This is a genomic window from Pseudomonas sp. JAI111 (assembly GCF_024809425.1).
Lineage (GTDB): Bacteria > Pseudomonadota > Gammaproteobacteria > Pseudomonadales > Pseudomonadaceae > Aquipseudomonas.
This window is the reverse complement of sequence record NZ_JANUCB010000001.1, coordinates 1,549,674-1,565,281: the sequence shown is the minus strand read 5'-3', so window position 1 is coordinate 1,565,281 and position 15,608 is coordinate 1,549,674. Positions and strand designations below refer to the sequence as shown.

The 15,608-nt window shown below is 59.4% G+C and carries 14 protein-coding genes; 10 read left to right on the top strand and 4 right to left on the bottom strand.

Annotation, left to right across the window (positions count from 1 at the left end):
- The first annotated feature begins 113 nt into the window (after window positions 1-113).
- The 9 genes from HNR03_RS07395 to HNR03_RS07355 all read left to right on the top strand — a co-directional run bounded on the left by HNR03_RS07395 (window position 114) and on the right by HNR03_RS07355 (window position 9,209).
- Window positions 114-1,145, top strand: coding sequence for an amino acid ABC transporter substrate-binding protein (locus HNR03_RS07395; RefSeq protein WP_090188122.1), 1,032 nt, complete (start codon window positions 114-116; stop codon window positions 1,143-1,145).
- Between the two features lie 65 nt (window positions 1,146-1,210).
- Window positions 1,211-2,392, top strand: a complete 1,182-nt coding sequence (locus HNR03_RS07390) for an amino acid ABC transporter permease (protein WP_222589877.1) — start codon at window positions 1,211-1,213, stop codon at window positions 2,390-2,392.
- A 10-nt stretch (window positions 2,393-2,402) separates the two neighbouring features.
- Window positions 2,403-3,500, top strand: a complete 1,098-nt coding sequence (locus HNR03_RS07385) for an amino acid ABC transporter permease (protein ID WP_090188116.1) — start codon at window positions 2,403-2,405, stop codon at window positions 3,498-3,500.
- Window positions 3,501-3,510: 10 nt separating this feature from the next.
- Window positions 3,511-4,275, top strand: coding sequence for an amino acid ABC transporter ATP-binding protein (locus tag HNR03_RS07380; RefSeq protein ID WP_090188113.1), 765 nt, complete (start codon window positions 3,511-3,513; stop codon window positions 4,273-4,275).
- 1,030 nt (window positions 4,276-5,305) lie between these two features.
- Window positions 5,306-5,965, top strand: coding sequence for a FadR/GntR family transcriptional regulator (locus HNR03_RS07375; protein WP_259152006.1), 660 nt, complete (start codon window positions 5,306-5,308; stop codon window positions 5,963-5,965).
- Entirely contained in the window at window positions 5,955-7,262 is a 1,308-nt protein-coding gene (locus HNR03_RS07370; RefSeq protein ID WP_259152001.1) for a CynX/NimT family MFS transporter, read from the top strand. Before HNR03_RS07375 ends, HNR03_RS07370 begins: the two co-directional genes overlap by 11 nt.
- Before the next feature lie 100 nt (window positions 7,263-7,362).
- Window positions 7,363-7,833: a nuclear transport factor 2 family protein gene (locus tag HNR03_RS07365; protein WP_259151999.1), complete on the top strand. Its 471-nt coding sequence runs from the start codon at window positions 7,363-7,365 to the stop codon at window positions 7,831-7,833.
- Between the two features lie 40 nt (window positions 7,834-7,873).
- Window positions 7,874-8,185, top strand: coding sequence for a GIY-YIG nuclease family protein (locus tag HNR03_RS07360; RefSeq protein WP_259151997.1), 312 nt, complete (start codon window positions 7,874-7,876; stop codon window positions 8,183-8,185).
- Window positions 8,186-8,273: 88 nt separating this feature from the next.
- Window positions 8,274-9,209: a glutathione S-transferase family protein gene (locus HNR03_RS07355; protein WP_259151994.1), complete on the top strand. Its 936-nt coding sequence runs from the start codon at window positions 8,274-8,276 to the stop codon at window positions 9,207-9,209.
- 109 nt (window positions 9,210-9,318) lie between these two features.
- Here the strand turns inward: HNR03_RS07355 and HNR03_RS07350 are convergent, their stop codons facing one another.
- Window positions 9,319-9,669 carry a glutaredoxin family protein gene (locus HNR03_RS07350; RefSeq protein ID WP_222589882.1) on the bottom strand — a complete coding sequence of 117 codons (351 nt, stop codon included), beginning with the start codon at window positions 9,667-9,669 and terminating at the stop codon, window positions 9,319-9,321.
- A complete protein-coding gene (gene yejK / locus HNR03_RS07345; RefSeq protein WP_007944833.1) occupies window positions 9,669-10,673 on the bottom strand; it encodes a nucleoid-associated protein YejK in 1,005 nt (334 codons plus the stop codon). Before yejK ends, HNR03_RS07350 begins: the two co-directional genes overlap by 1 nt.
- 393 nt (window positions 10,674-11,066) lie before the next feature.
- Between yejK and HNR03_RS07340 the strand changes: the two genes are divergently transcribed.
- Complete coding sequence (locus HNR03_RS07340; RefSeq protein WP_007905514.1) at window positions 11,067-11,348, top strand: HU family DNA-binding protein; 282 nt, start codon at window positions 11,067-11,069, stop codon at window positions 11,346-11,348.
- Between the two features lie 142 nt (window positions 11,349-11,490).
- On the opposite strand, the gene rlmF is transcribed toward HNR03_RS07340, so the two are convergent.
- Together rlmF and HNR03_RS07330 are read right to left on the bottom strand one after the other, a co-directional pair.
- Window positions 11,491-12,513 (bottom strand): 23S rRNA (adenine(1618)-N(6))-methyltransferase RlmF, encoded by a 1,023-nt coding sequence (rlmF, locus tag HNR03_RS07335; protein ID WP_222589883.1) that lies wholly within the window; start codon window positions 12,511-12,513, stop codon window positions 11,491-11,493.
- 152 nt (window positions 12,514-12,665) lie between these two features.
- Complete coding sequence (locus tag HNR03_RS07330; protein ID WP_259151963.1) at window positions 12,666-15,512, bottom strand: valine--tRNA ligase; 2,847 nt, start codon at window positions 15,510-15,512, stop codon at window positions 12,666-12,668.
- Between the last annotated feature and the right edge of the window lie 96 nt (window positions 15,513-15,608).

Sequence of the window (15,608 nt, the reverse complement as noted above, 5' to 3'; positions counted from 1 at the left end):
CGCAGGTCCTACGTCGGTTGACCCCAAAAAAAACCAACACGGGTCAATTACGCCTCATAAGGGTGCGACTGGACTCAAGCTCCGACACAACAAGAGCAAAACTGGAGGTTTGAATGAAGATGTTGAAATCCACCCTGGCTATCGTGACTGCTGCTGCAGTGCTTGGTGTCAGTGGGTTCGCTCAGGCGGGTGCAACCCTGGATGCAGTGCAGAAAAAAGGCTTCGTACAGTGCGGTGTCAGTGATGGTCTGCCGGGCTTCTCCGTTCCAGACGCTACCGGCAAGATTCTGGGGATCGACGCAGACTTCTGCCGCGCTGTGGCCGCTGCCGTTTTCGGCGACGCGACCAAGGTCAAGTTCAGTCAGTTGAACGCCAAGGAGCGCTTCACCGCGCTGCAGTCTGGCGAAATCGACATCCTGTCGCGCAACACCACCATGACCAGCTCCCGTGATGCGGGTATGGGCCTGAAGTTTCCAGGCTTCATCACTTACTATGACGGCATCGGCTTCCTGGTAAACAACAAACTGGGCGTCAAAAGTGCCAAGGAACTGGACGGTGCAACCATCTGCATCCAGGCCGGTACCACCACTGAGCTGAACGTTTCCGACTACTTCCGCGGTAACGGTCTGAAGTACACCCCGATCACCTTCGACACCTCCGACGAAAGCGCCAAGTCGCTGGAGTCCGGTCGTTGCGACGTACTGACCTCCGACAAATCCCAACTGTTCGCCCAGCGCAGCAAGCTGGCGTCGCCGAAAGACTACGTCGTTCTGCCGGAAACCATTTCCAAGGAACCACTGGGCCCGGTCGTACGTAATGGCGACGACGAGTGGCTGGCCATCGTGCGCTGGACTGGCTACGCCATGCTCAACGCTGAAGAAGCCGGCATCACTTCGAAGAACGTTGAAGCCGAAGCCAAAGCCACTAAAAACCCTGACGTTGCTCGTCTGCTGGGCACTGACGGCGAATACGGCAAAGACCTGAAAGTGAAGAAAGACTGGGTCGTGCAAATCGTCAAGCAAGTCGGTAACTACGGCGAAGTGTTCGACAGAAACCTGGGCAAGAGCACTCCGCTGGAAATCGACCGCGGGCTGAACGCTCTGTGGAACAACGGCGGCATTCAATACGCACCACCAGTGCGCTGATGGTTCTATCACCCGGTGGGCCAACCACCGGGTGATGTTCTGTTCCATTACATCCGGGGCACTTCATGCAAAATTCAATCGGCGCACCAAAGCAGAGGCTCAGCCTCAGCGATCCCAAAGTGCGTGCGTGGCTGTTTCAGATCATCACCGTTGTGGCGGTGGTCTCGATGGGCTGGTATCTGTTCGACAACACGCAGACCAACCTTCAACACCGGGGCATTACCTCCGGTTTCAGCTTTCTGGAGCGCAGTGCCGGTTTCGGCATCGCTCAACACCTGATCGACTACACCGAATCGGACACCTATGCCCGAGTGTTTGTCATCGGCCTGCTCAACACGCTGCTGGTGACCTTTATCGGCGTGATCCTGGCGACGATCCTCGGGTTCATCGTTGGCGTTTCACGGTTGTCGAAGAACTGGATCATCAACAAGCTGGCGACGGTCTATGTGGAAGTCTTCCGCAATATTCCGCCGCTGCTGCAAATCCTGTTCTGGTACTTCGCGGTGTTCCTGACCATGCCGGGGCCGCGCAACAGCCACAACTTCGGTGACACCTTCTTCGTCAGCAGCCGTGGCCTGAACATGCCCGCAGCGCTGGTGGCGGATGGTTTCTGGCCGTTTGTAGCCAGCGTCGTCGTGGCCATTGTCGCCATCGTGCTGATGAGCCGCTGGGCCACCAAGCGCTTCGAAGCAACCGGCGTACCGTTCCATAAATTCTGGGTCGGTCTGGCGCTGTTCCTGGCGATCCCGACGCTGTGCGCGCTGATCTTCGGCGCGCCACTGCACTGGGAAATGCCCAAGCTGCAAGGCTTCAACTTTGTCGGTGGCTGGGTGTTGATCCCGGAACTGCTGGCGCTGACCCTGGCCCTGACGGTGTACACCGCGGCGTTCATCGCCGAGATCGTGCGCTCGGGCATCAAGTCGGTCAGCCACGGCCAGACCGAAGCGGCGCACTCGCTGGGTTTGCGCAACGGCCCGACCCTGCGCAAGGTGATCATCCCGCAAGCCCTGCGCGTGATCATACCGCCGCTGACCAGCCAATACCTGAACCTGGCGAAGAACTCTTCGCTGGCGGCCGGTATCGGTTACCCGGAGATGGTGTCGTTGTTTGCCGGCACGGTGCTGAACCAGACCGGGCAGGCGATCGAAGTCATTGCCATCACCATGAGCGTGTACCTGGCGATCAGTATCAGCATTTCCCTGCTGATGAACTGGTACAACAAGCGCATTGCGCTGATCGAGCGGTAAGGAAAAGCGCATGAGTACTCATACTTTCAAGCCTGATATGCCGCCACCGAGCAAAGTCTTCGGGCCGGTGGCGTGGATGCGCGCGAACATGTTCTCCAGCTGGCTCAACACGCTGCTGACCCTGTTCGCGTTCTATCTGATTTACCTGGTGGTTCCGCCGATCCTGCATTGGGCGATCCTGGATGCCAACTGGGTCGGCACCACTCGCGCCGACTGCACGAAGGAGGGCGCCTGCTGGGTGTTCATCGAGCAGCGCTTCGGCCAGTTCATGTACGGCTATTACCCGCCGGAACTGCGCTGGCGCGTGGACCTGACCGTGTGGCTGGCGGTCATCGGCATCGCACCCCTGTTCATCTCGCGTTTTCACCGTAAAGCGGTGTACGGGCTGAGCTTCCTGGTGCTGTACCCGATCATTGCCTACTTCCTGTTGCATGGCGGCATCTTTGGTTTGACCAACGTCGCGACCAGCCAATGGGGCGGCTTGATGCTGACCCTGGTGATCGCCACCGTCGGTATTGCCGGTGCTTTGCCACTGGGGATCGTCCTGGCCCTGGGCCGTCGTTCGAACATGCCGGCGATTCGAGTGGTCTGCGTGACCTTTATCGAGTTCTGGCGCGGCGTACCGTTGATCACGGTGCTGTTCATGTCCTCGGTGATGCTGCCGCTGTTCCTGCCCGAAGGCATGAACTTCGACAAACTGCTGCGGGCCCTGATCGGCGTGATCCTGTTCCAGTCGGCTTACGTCGCCGAAGTGGTGCGTGGTGGTCTGCAAGCGATCCCCAAAGGTCAGTACGAAGCGGCTGCCGCGATGGGCCTGGGTTACTGGCGCAGCATGGGCCTGGTGATTTTGCCGCAAGCCCTGAAGCTGGTGATCCCGGGCATCGTCAACACCTTCATTGCGCTGTTCAAGGACACAAGCCTGGTGATCATCATCGGCCTGTTCGACCTGCTCAACAGCGTCAAACAAGCCGCCGCCGACCCGAAATGGTTGGGCATGGCCACTGAAGGCTATGTGTTCGCGGCCCTGGTGTTCTGGATTTTCTGTTTTGGTATGTCCCGCTATTCCATGCATTTGGAACGCAAGCTGGACACTGGCCACAAGCGTTAGGAGTTTTGTCATGAGTGAAGCGATCAAAAAGCCTGTGAGCCCTGAAGGCATTATCCAGATGCAGGGCGTGAACAAGTGGTACGGCCAGTTCCACGTGTTGAAAGACATCAACCTGAACGTCAAGCAGGGCGAACGTATCGTGCTGTGCGGCCCTTCGGGTTCGGGCAAGTCCACGACCATTCGTTGCCTCAACCGCCTGGAAGAACACCAGCAAGGCCGCATCGTGGTCGATGGTGTGGAGCTGACCAACGACCTCAAGCAGATCGAAGCGATCCGCCGTGAAGTCGGCATGGTGTTCCAGCATTTCAACCTGTTTCCGCACCTGACCATCCTGCAGAACTGCACGCTGGCGCCGATGTGGGTGCGCAAGATGCCCAAGCGTCAGGCCGAAGAAATCGCCATGCATTACCTGGAGCGCGTACGCATTCCGGAGCAGGCGCATAAATTCCCGGGGCAACTGTCCGGTGGTCAGCAACAGCGTGTGGCGATTGCCCGTGCGCTGTGCATGAAGCCGAAAATCATGCTGTTCGATGAACCGACTTCGGCACTCGACCCCGAGATGGTGAAAGAGGTGCTCGACACCATGATCGGCCTGGCCGAAGACGGCATGACCATGCTCTGCGTGACCCACGAAATGGGCTTTGCCCGCACCGTGGCTAACCGCGTGATCTTCATGGACAAGGGCGAAATCGTTGAACAGGCTGCGCCGAACGACTTCTTCGACAATCCGCAGAATGAGCGGACCAAGTTGTTCTTGAGCCAGATTTTGCATTGATACCTGATTGATTGGTTAAACGAACCCGGCCTCGTGCCGGGTTTTTTATGGGTTGTTGGGGGCATATCCGTTGCTGCGGTAACGGCGGCTATTGGTTCCGCCCTGACGGCGGGTCACTTGGAAAAGCCCCAAGTAACCAAGGGCTCTTGCCCCTGACGTTCGGTGCCTCGCTAGGGCTCGGCATACCCTTGCTCCGGTCCTGCTCCGTGGGCCCGCCGCCATCGGCCATCCATGGCCGGGGGCGGCTAACCCGGCATCCATGCCGGGTTGCCCACTGCGCAGAACCTGCGCTCGGCCTCACGAGGGGGCGTGCACCGCCAAAGCAAAGCGAGGCGGCCTACGGGCCGACCTGATTCTTCAACGCTTGCGCGTCCTGATCCTGACCCTGATCGTTCCCACGCTCCGCGTGGGAATGCATCCCGTGACGCTCCGCGTCACCTTGCGCAAGACTCAAGTCTGGTGTCGACAGCGGAACGCAGAGCGTCCCCGGCGGCATTCCCACGCGGAGCGTGGGAACGATCAAAACAGCAAGATCAACGGCATCGCGAGCAGGCTCACTCCCACATAAAGCAAATCGGCGTACCGCTGTTGCTCCTCACCACTCATCAGGTCGAGCGTTAGCTCGCCTTCCGCTTTTGATCTTGATCTTGATCTGCTCCGTCGGAAGGCCGAACGCAGGTTCTGCGTAGTGGGCAACCCGGCATGGATGCCGGGTTAGCCGCCCCCGGCCATGGATGGCCGATGGCGGCGGGCCCACGGAGCAGGACCGGAGTGAGGGAATGCCGAGCCTAGGCGAGGCACCGTACGTCAGGGGCGCAAGCGCTTGGTTACTTGGCGCTCTTCCAAGTAACCCGCCGTCAGGGCGGAACCAATAGCCGCCGTTACCCCAAAAACGGATATGTCCCCAACCCCAACCCCAACAGCATCACACCCCAATTCCGCTTTTTGACCACAGTCGGTTGCCGTCCCAAACGAAGCTGACTAACATGTCAAAAAATTCATCCTATGATTGGATGAAAGGGCGAATTCCATGTCAGACATTTCACCATTAGTTAAGCGATCCCTGGTCGATCAAGCGCTCGACCTACTGCGCCGACGCATCAATGAAGGCATTTGGCAGGTCGGCCAACGCTTGCCCACCGAGCCTGAGCTATCCGCCGAATTGGGCATCAGCCGCAACACCGTGCGTGAAGCCATGCGCGTGTTGGCATTTTCCGGTTTGATCGAAATCCGCCAGGGCGACGGCAGCTACCTGCGGGCAGTGGTCGATCCACTCGATACCCTGAAAGCCTTGTCCCGTTGCTCCCATGAACAGGCCCGTGAAACTCGGCACATCCTCGAAGTCGAAGCCATCGGGCTCGCAGCGCTACGCAGAACCGACGAAGACCTGGTGGCGTTGCGTGAAGCATTGGGCGTCAGTGGCAGCCACTACCACGGCGATCTCGACAGCTACATCGCCTGCGACCTGGTGTTTCACCGCCTCCTGGTGGACGCCGCGCACAACCCGGCCCTCAGCGAGCTGTATCGATATTTCTCCAGCATCATCGGCGCGCAATTGCGCCAGACACTGAACATCACGCCTCGACGCCAAGAGGTGTTCGACCTTCATATCGAACTGCTTGATGCCGTCGAACAACGCGACCCGGAAAGGGCCAAAGCCCTGTCGAGGCAGTTGATCAATGAACCCTGAAACCGAGAATCCCATGTCCAGCCGCAACAGCAACATCACAGCGCCCAAGCGCACAGCGGAGCTTGAAGAGCTGCTGATCGACGCCGAGGCCGATGACGAAGCGGTCCAGCAAAGTCACCCGATCCTGCGTCGCCCGTGGCTGTTGCTGCTGGGGTTGATCCTGGTGGCGTTGAACCTGCGTCCGGCGCTGTCGAGCATGGCGCCGATGCTCAGCGAGGTCTCGAAGACCCTCGGTCTATCGGCGGCCCAGGCCGGTTTGCTGACGACGTTGCCCGTGCTGTGTCTGGGCTTGTTTGCTCCGCTGGCACCCGTGCTCGCGCGGCGTTTTGGCGCCGAACGAGTGGTGTTGGGGATTCTGTTGATGCTGGCCGGCGGGATCATCCTGCGCAGTTCGTTCGGTGAAATCGGCCTGTTTGCCGGCAGTGTCTTAGCGGGCGCCAGCATCGGTGTCATTGGCGTTTTGTTGCCGGGCATCGTCAAGCGCGATTTCCCGAAACAGGCCGGGACCATGACCGGTGTCTACACCATGGCGCTGTGCCTGGGCGCTGCAATGGCGGCAGGCGCGACGGTGCCGTTGAGTGAGCATTTCGACAAGAGCTGGGCCTTGGGTCTCGGATTCTGGGTGGTGCCCGCGTTGGTCGCGGCGATTTTCTGGCTGCCGCAAGTGGGTCAAAAACACGGTTCACACAACGTTGCGTATCGGGTCCGCGGGCTGTTGCGTGATCCGTTGGCCTGGCAAGTGACGCTTTACATGGGCCTGCAATCGTCACTGGCCTACATTGTGTTCGGCTGGTTGCCGTCGATCCTGATTGGTCGCGGCCTGACTCCGACGCAGGCGGGCCTGGTGTTGTCGGGTTCGGTCATCATCCAGCTGGCCAGTTCACTGGCGGCGCCTTGGCTGGCGACACGCGGAAAAGATCAACGGCTGGCGATTGTGGTGGTCATGCTGCTGACGCTCGGTGGTCTGTTCGGTTGTCTCTACGCACCGATCGAAGGCCTGTGGGGCTGGGCGATTCTGCTCGGCCTGGGGCAGGGCGGTACGTTCAGCCTGGCGCTGACCCTGATTGTGCTGCGCTCACGGGATTCTCACGTCGCGGCCAACCTGTCGAGCATGGCTCAGGGCTTCGGCTACACCTTGGCATCGATGGGCCCATTCGCGGTCGGTATCGTGTATGACTGGACTGGCGGCTGGACGGCGTTGGGCTGGATCTTCGGCGTCATCGGCCTCGGCGCAATCGTCGCCGGCCTCGGTGCCGGGCGCTCGTTGTACGTTCAGGTCGAAAGCGAAAGAGTCTGACCTGCGTGCACTGTCGGTATTCGGCCCACGAATGCCGATAGTGTTCTGTGCATTTGTTGATTATCGTGCAGGCAATCCCGCAATCGTTCGGAGCTTGCCCATGAGTGATGCCCACAGCGCACTGATCACCCGTTTCTACCAAGCCTTCCAGCGACTGGATGCCGAGGGCATGAGCGCCTGCTATACCGATGACGTGGTGTTCAGTGATCCGGCGTTCGGCGAGCTTCGCGGTCGTGATGCCGGTGACATGTGGCGCATGCTCACCACCCGGGCGAAAGATTTTTCGCTGACCTTTGATAACGTGCGCGCCGATGAACGCACCGGCGGCGCGCATTGGGTGGCGACGTACCTGTTCAGCCAGACCGGCAACATCGTGGTCAACGACATTCAGGCACGCTTCGTTTTTCGCGACGGCAAGATCTGCGAACACCACGACAGCTTCGATATGTGGGCCTGGTCCCGGCAAGCGCTTGGGTTCAAGGGGTTGCTGCTGGGCTGGACGCCTGCGGTGAGAAACGCCGTTCGCGCTCAGGCCTTGAAGGGGCTGAAGGCATTCCAGGCCAGTCGCTGATAAGATCGCGGCTTGTTTCCTTTCAAGCCTTGATCGTCACGTGAACACCCTCAGCGAAATTCCTGTCGATGCCGATGCGCCGGTGAACAAACCCTGGTTCGTCTACCTCGTTCGCGCCGCCAATGGTTCGCTCTACTGCGGGATCAGCGATGATCCCGTGCGTCGATTCGCGACCCATCAACGTGGCAAAGGGGCACGATTCTTCCTCTCCAGCCCTGCCGTGGCCCTGGTTTACACCGAGGTCTGCCGCGACAAAAGCGAAGCGCTGCGTCAGGAGCGCTTGATCAAAAAGCTCAAGAAAAGCGCCAAGGAATGCCTGGTCGCGAGCGCTGCCACGGGCTTATCAACCTGACTGATAAGTTCCCATCAGGCAGATCTGTAGGCTGCCTGCCGGTTGCGCGCTAAGCTGCGGATTCCCTATCCGTGCGGCGGAGCCGAGCATGTCCGAGCTGATTCTTCACAATTACCCGACGTCCCCTTTTGCTGAAAAGGCGCGCTTGTTACTGGGCTTCAAAGGCCTGTCCTGGCGGTCGGTAAAGATCTCGCCGGTGATGCCGAAACCTGATCTGACCGCACTGACCGGTGGCTACCGCAAGACGCCGGTGCTGCAGGTTGGCGCGGATATTTATTGCGACACTTCGCTGATCGCCCGTCGACTGGAGCAGGAGAAGGCCTTGCCGGCTTTCTTCCCCGAAGGTCAGGAAATGATTGCCGCGAGCTTCGCTGCCTGGGCCGATTCGGTGATCTTCCAGCACGCAGTCAGCCTGGTGTTTCAGCCGGAATCGGTCGCCGTGCGCTTCGCCCATTTACCGCCGGAGGCAATCAAGGCGTTCATTGCCGATCGCGCCGGACTGTTCAGCGGCGGTAGTGCTACGCGGTTGTCCGCCGAGCAAGCCAGACACCAATGGCCAACCCTCATGGGTCGTCTGGAGCAGCAACTTCAGCGCGAGGAAGGCGACTTCCTGTTTGGCGAGCCGTCGATTGCTGACTTTGCCCTCGCTCATCCATTGTGGTTCCTCAAAGCCACGCACGTGACAGCACCCTTGGTTGATGCGTATCCAGCGGTGTCGGCGTGGTTCGGGCGGGTGATGGGGTTCGGGCATGGCGCGTTCAGCGAGATGACTTCCGAGGAAGCATTGGCCGTGGCGCGCGATGCCACGCCAGCTGCGTTGCCGGATGAGCAATTTGATGAGCCGAATGGTTTTGAGGTGGGGCAACACGTAGTGATCGCCGCAACCGATTACGGCGTTGACCCGGTGGCGGGAGAGCTGTTGTTTGCGGGCCGCGAGGAATTGATTGTGCGCCGTGAAGACGAGCGCTGCGGCGTGGTGCATGTGCACTTTCCGCGTTTTGGCTTCCGCATCGAAAAACACTGACGAACCAATGTGGGAGCGGGCTTGCTCGCGAAGAGGCCATTACATTCAACATTGATGTTGATTGATAGACCGCTTTCGCGAGCAAGCCCGCTCCCACAGGGTTTTGTGTTTATTTCAGTGCGGCGAGAATTTCGTCCGGGTCATAGCCGCGAATCAACGTGCCATTCACATCGATCAGCGGAATCCCGCGCCCGCCCAGCGCTTCATAGGCCTTGCGTGCCTCGGCGTCCTTCTCGATGTCGAATTCCTTGTACGGAATGCCTTTCTGGTCAAGAAAACGCCGGGTCAGTTTGCAGTAGCCACACCAGTCGGTGGCGTAGAGCACGATGTTGGCCTTGGCCTGGGTCTGCTCGGACACCACCTGCGAAGGATGGAACACCCGCTCGATCTTGCCCCAGTTCTGATAGACCACGACCACCAGCAGGATCAGCAGGAACTTCTTCAGCACGCCGCCCAACATCAGTTGCGTCGCTTGAGCTGGTCGGTCAACTGCGTCGGCAAGCCTTTGATGATCAGCGTGCCGGCTTCTTCGTCGTATTCGATCTTCGAGCCCAGCAGGTGCGCTTCGAAGCTGATAGACAAGCCTTCAGCGCGCCCGGTGAAGCGACGGAACTGGTTCAGGGTGCGCTTATCCGCCGGGATCTCCGGGGACAGGCCGTAATCCTTGTTGCGGATGTGATCGTAGAAGGCCTTCGGACGTTCTTCATCGATCAATTCCGAGAGCTCTTCCAGGCCCATGGGCTCGCCGAGCTTGGCCTGGCTGCTGGCGTAATCGACCAGGGTCTTGGTCTTTTCGCGAGCCGACTCTTCGGGCAAATCTTCGCTTTCGACGAAATCGCTGAATGCCTTGAGCAGTGTGCGGGTTTCACCGGGGCCGTCGACCCCTTCCTGGCACCCGATAAAGTCCCGGAAATACTCTGAAACCTTTTTCCCGTTCTTGCCTTTGATAAACGAAATGTACTGCTTGGACTGCTTGTTGTTCTGCCACTCGGACACGTTGATCCGTGCCGCCAGGTGCAACTGGCCCAGGTCGAGGTGCCGGGACGGCGTCACGTCCAGCTGATCGGTCACTGCAACGCCTTCACTGTGGTGCAGCAGGGCGATCGCCAGATAGTCGGTCATGCCCTGTTGGTAGTGCGCAAACAGCACGTGGCCGCCCACAGAGAGGTTCGACTCTTCCATCAGCTTTTGCAGATGCTCGACCGCCACCCGACTGAAGGCGGTGAAATCCTTGCCGCCCTCGAAGTATTCCTTCAGCCAGCCGCTGAACGGGTGCGCGCCGGATTCGGCGTGGAAGAAACCCCAGGCCTTGCCTTGTTTGGCGTTATAGCTTTCGTTGAGGTCGGCAAGCATGTTCTCGATGGCGCTCGACTCGGCCAGCTCCGAATCGCGAGCATGGAGAACTGCAGGTGTGCCGTCGGGTTTTTTGTCGATCAGGTGGACGATGCAATGACGGATCGGCATGGGCTTCTCGGCTGATTGAAGAGAGGAGGGCGTGCTCCCCAAAAAGTGCCAAGTGTACCGCAACCACTGGTTTTGGCGCGGCGCGAAGGGCAATTCCCGGGTGTCCAGCGGCGCTTATGCAGTTTTTTACTGTTTTAGAGCAATAAAGCTGACCAAATGGGTAGCTAGAGGCGGATATTTCCCCGTCTCTGTGCTAGTTTTGCCCCGTCTTACGCGAAGTCACTGCGTTAAGCGTGCATTCAGCATTTGTCAGGTCGAACCAAACCCTGATTTCGGTATCTATAACCCCGATCCCGTGGTTATTGGCCGAGGGTGCCAGATCCAGAAGATCGGGCTCGATGGCTGACACTGCACTCTGCAATCCATATGAATTTGATAGGGAAGGAACACTACATGGCTCTTACTAAAGACCAACTGATCGCCGACATCGCTGAAGCTATCGACGCGCCAAAAACCACCGCGCGTAACGCTCTGGACCAACTGGGCCAAATCGTTGCCGATCAGCTGGAAAACGGCGGCGAAATCACTTTGCCAGGTATCGGCAAACTGAAAGTGACTGAGCGTCCTGCCCGTACCGGCCGTAACCCTTCGACTGGCGCTGCCATCGAAATCGCTGCCAAAAAAGTTATCAAGCTGGTTGTGGCCAAAGGCCTGACCGACGCTGTTAACAAGTAAGACTTGTTAAAAAAAACCGTGCTCCGGAGCAATCCGGGCACGGTTTTTTTGTGTCTGAAATTCGGCGATTGGCCCGAAACACGTAAACCAATGTGGGAGCGAGCAAGCCCGCTCCCACGGTTGATCTGCTGCGGTCAGTTACTCAGCTTTTTTTAACCCAGCGCTCACGCCACACTTGCTGTTCGGACTTGGTCTGGAACGTCCACGCGACAAAGCGGCTTTGCTTCTGGCCCTGGGACATTTCCACAACCTGGCTTTCCAGCACGCCGGCCTTCTTCAGCGCAGTCTGGATGGCTGGCAGGTTTGAGGCCTTCGACACCAGGGTGCTGAACCACAGCACTTTGTGCTGGAAGTGCGCGCTTTCGGCGATCAACTGCGTAACAAAGCGTGCTTCGCCACCCTCACACCACAGTTCTGCCGATTGGCCACCAAAATTCAGCACCGGCAGTTTGCGTTTCGGGTCGGCGCGGCCCAGCGCGCGCCATTTACGCTCGCTGCCTTTGGTCGCTTCGTCCATCGAGGCGTGGAACGGCGGGTTGCACATGGTCAAGTCAAAGCGTTCGCCGGGTTCAAGCAGGCCCAGCAAAATGTGCTTGGGATTACTTTGCTGGCGCAACTGGATGGCTTTGTTCAAACCGTTGGATTGCACGATGGCTTTGGCGGCGGCGACGGCAGTCGGGTCGATCTCCGAGCCGAGGAAGTGCCAGCGGTAGTCGCTGTAGCCGATCAGCGGATAGACGCAGTTGGCGCCCATGCCGATGTCCAGAACCTTGACCGGCGCGCCGCGCGGGATTTCGCCATCGTTGACGCTGGCCAGCAAGTCGGCCAGAAAGTGCACATAGTCGGCACGGCCCGGGACCGGTGGGCACAGGTAATCGGCGGGGATGTCCCAATGGGCGATGCCATAAAACGACTTGAGCAACGCCCGGTTGAACACACGCACCGCGTCGGGGCTGGCGAAGTCGATGCTTTCCTTGCCGTACGGGTTGATGATCACGAACTTCGCCAGTTCCGGCGTGGTTTTGATCAGCGCCGGGAAGTCGTAGCGACCCTGGTGGCGATTGCGCGGGTGCAGGCTGGCCTTTTCACGCGGTTCCACGGCTTTGGCCGGGGTGGCGGTGACAGGCTTCTTGCGCGCAGGTTTTGGTGTGCGGGGGGCGTTCATGGGCGTGGTCGATTCGGGTATGGCTAAAAGTGGCGGGTATTGTCCCACATCGGCTCAGTATTGATGACAAAAGTGCGGGCAGCGCCGATCAAGTGTGGCGCGCACAAAAAAGGGAGGCCACTTGGCCTCCCTTTTTTTATCGCGATGTGCCGTTACAAACTGGCAATCCGCGCATGCTGCTCGGCCAACTTGCCCAAGGCCTGTTCGGCTTCAGCCAGTTTGGCGCGTTCCTTGTCGATGACTTCGGCCGGGGCCTTGTCAACGAACGCGGCGTTGGACAGCTTGCCGCCCACGCGTTGCACTTCGCCTTGCAAACGCAGGATTTCCTTGTCCAGGCGTGCCAGTTCGGCGTCTTTGTCGATCAGGCCGGCCATCGGCACCAGCACTTCCATCTCGCCAACCAGTGCGGTGGCGGACAGCGGTGCTTCTTCGCCGGCAGCCAGTACAGTGATCGACTCGAGCTTGGCCAGTTTCTTCAGCAGGGCATCGTTCTCGGTGAGGCGACGCTGATCTTCGGCACTGACGTTTCTCAGGAACAGGGTCAGGGGCTTGCCCGGGCCGATGTTCATTTCGCCACGAATGTTACGTGTGCCGAGCATCAGGCCCTTGAGCCATTCGATGTCGTCTTCGGCCGCCGGGTCGATGCGCGCTTCATTGGCCACAGGCCAAGGTTGCAGCATGATCGTCTTGCCTTCGATACCAGCCAGCGGCGCGAGGCGCTGCCAGATTTCTTCGGTGATGAATGGCATGAACGGGTGCGCAAGGCGCAACGCGACTTCCAGCACCCGAACCAGCGTGCGACGAGTGCCACGCTGACGCTCTACCGGGGCGTTTTCGTCCCACAGCACAGGCTTGGAGAGCTCCAGGTACCAGTCGCAATACTGGTTCCAGATGAACTCGTACAAGGCTTGCGCCGCCAGGTCGAAGCGGAACTGGTCGAGCTGGCGGGTCACTTCGGCTTCGGTGCGTTGCAGCTGCGAAATGATCCAGCGATCCGCCAGGGACAGCTCGTACGCCTCGCCGTTCTGGCCGCAGTCTTCGCCCTTGTCCAGAACATAACGCGCGGCGTTCCAGATCTTGTTGCAGAAGTTGCGATAGCCTTCGACGCGGCCCATGTCGAACTTGATGTCGCGACCGGTGGAGGCCAGCGAGCAGAAGGTGAAACGCAGGGCGTCGGTGCCATAGCTAGCGATGCCGTCGGCGAACTCGTCGCGGGTCTGCTTCTCGATCTTCTTCGCCAGTTTCGGCTGCATCAGGCCGGAGGTGCGTTTCTGCACCAGCTCTTCCAGCTCGATGCCGTCGATGATGTCCAGCGGATCCAGGACGTTGCCCTTGGACTTGGACATTTTCTGGCCTTGGCCATCACGCACCAGACCGTGAACATAAACGGTCTTGAACGGAACCTGAGGCGTGCCGTCTTCGTTTTTCACCAAATGCATGGTGAGCATGATCATCCGGGCGACCCAGAAGAAGATGATGTCGAAGCCGGTGACCAGCACGTCGGTGGAGTGGAATTTCTTCAGGAATTCAGTCTGCTCCGGCCAGCCAAGCGTGGAGAACGTCCACAGCCCCGAACTGAACCAGGTGTCGAGAACGTCGTTGTCCTGTTGCAGCGCGACGTCCGGGCCAAGGTTGTTCTTGGCGCGTACTTCGGCTTCGTCGCGACCGACGTAGACTTTGCCCGACTCGTCGTACCAGGCCGGGATCCGGTGGCCCCACCACAGCTGACGGCTGATGCACCAGTCCTGGATGTCGCGCATCCACGAGAAGTACATGTTTTCGTACTGCTTTGGCACGAACTGGATGCGACCATCTTCAACGGCCGCAATCGCAGGCTCGGCCAATGGCTTGGTCGACACGTACCACTGGTCGGTCAGCCAAGGCTCGATGATGGTGCCGGAGCGGTCGCCTTTCGGGACTTTCAGGGCGTGATCGTCGACGCTGACCAGCAGGCCGGCGGCGTCGAACGCCGCAACGATCTGCTTGCGGGCTTCGAAGCGGTCCAGGCCGGCGAATTCGGCCGGCAGCTTGCCATCGATGCTTTCGTTCAGCTTGCCGTCGAGGTTGAACACCTGGGCGGCCGGCAGGACATGGGCGTTCTTGTCGAAGATGTTCAGCAGCGGCAGGTTATGGCGCTTGCCGACTTCGTAGTCGTTGAAATCGTGGGCCGGGGTGATTTTCACGCAGCCGGTGCCGAACTCGGGATCGCAGTAATCGTCGGCGATGATCGGGATGCGGCGGCCGACCAGCGGCAGCTCGACAAACTTGCCGATCAGGGCTTTGTAGCGTTCATCGTTCGGGTTCACGGCAACGGCGGCGTCGCCGAGCATGGTTTCCGGGCGAGTGGTCGCGACGATCAGGTAATCCTTGCCTTCAGCGGTCTTGGCGCCGTCGGCCAGCGGGTATTTCAGGTTCCACAGGAAACCTTTCTCGTCGTGGTTTTCCACTTCGAGGTCGGAAATTGCCGTGTGCAACTTGGTGTCCCAGTTGACCAGGCGCTTGCCGCGGTAGATCAGGCCATCTTCGTGCAAACGAACGAAGGCTTCTTTTACGGCTTCCGAGAGGCCATCGTCCATGGTGAAGCGCTCACGGCTCCAGTCCACGGATGAGCCGAGGCGACGGATCTGACGGCTGATATTGCCGCCGGACTGATCCTTCCATTCCCAGACCTTCTCAAGGAATTTCTCGCGACCCAGGTCGTGACGATTCTGGCCCTGGGCTTCAAGTTGACGCTCCACGAGCATCTGCGTGGCGATACCGGCGTGGTCGGTGCCCGGCTGCCACAGGGTGTTGCGACCCTGCATACGACGGAAACGGATCAGGGCGTCCATGATCGCGTTGTTGAAGCCGTGACCCATGTGCAGGCTGCCGGTGACGTTCGGCGGCGGGATCATGATGGTGTAGGACTCGCCCGCGCCTTGCGGGGCGAAGTAGTTCTCAGACTCCCAGGTGTTGTACCAGGAAGTTTCAATGGCGTGCGGCTGGTAGGTCTTATCCATGCGCGGCGGGACCCTATTGGCATTTATTCAGGAAAAGCCGGGAAGTATAGCCTCGGGGGCAGCGGCAAGCTACCAGCCACAAGCTGCAAGAAGGGT